Genomic DNA, 754 nt, shown 5'->3' on the forward strand with positions numbered 1-754 from the left:
GCCAGCCGCTTGCGGATCTGCGCCGGTTGCGCCACCTGGATCACGCGGGAGCCGGTGGCCACGCTGAAGGTGCGCCAGGCCGGGCCCGCACCGTCGGCGCCGGCCTGCACGGTGGCGAGCCCGAGCAGCACGCGGGTCGGCAGGTCGGGGTGGTCGCGCGTCGCGTAGATGCGGCGGCCGTCGACGCTCCAGATCTGCACGACGAAATCGAACTGCTCGTCGGCCAGCGCGTTCATCTGCTCGGTCGCGATCTCGCCCTGGTCGCGCAGCGACAGCGCCATCTGGCGCAGCTGGTAGTCGAACAGCGCCTCGGTCTCGCTGAGCACGCTGCGGTAGGTGATCGCGCCCATCACCGCGGCGGCCACCATCAGCATCGCGAGCAGCGCCAGCAGCAGGCGCAGGCGGATCGACTTCAAGCGCCGCCCGCCGGGGGTGTGCCGGGCGTGCCGACGTAGTAGCCGACGCCGCGCATGTTCTGGATGAAGTCGGCGCCCAGCTTGCGGCGCAGCTGGTGGATGTAGACCGAGACGGCGTTGCTCTCGATCTCTTCGCCCCAGCCGTAGAGCCGGTCCTCGAGCTGGGCGCGCGACAGCAGCGCGCCGGGCCGGGCCATCAGCGCCTCGAGCACCGCGAACTCGCGCGCCGACAGCAGCACCGGCACGCCGTCGCGCGCCACCTGGCGCGTGGCCGGGTCGAGCGTGACGCCGCCGTGGCTGAGCAGCGGCTGCGCCCGGCCGCTGTGGCGGCGCAGCAC

At 73.2% G+C, this 754-nt stretch carries 1 protein-coding gene and 1 pseudogene; both read right to left on the bottom strand.

Annotated features, from left to right (window positions below):
• Nucleotides 1-416: pseudogene (locus AC1D15_RS35535) on the bottom strand (ATP-binding protein); the annotation flags it as partial.
• Nucleotides 413-754 (bottom strand): winged helix-turn-helix domain-containing protein (locus tag AC1D15_RS35540; RefSeq protein ID WP_477829788.1); only part of this gene is annotated, 342 nt, incomplete at its 5' end. The pseudogene AC1D15_RS35535 and the gene AC1D15_RS35540, both read right to left, overlap by 4 nt.

This window comes from Rhizobacter sp. P2_H2, from assembly GCF_056403375.1.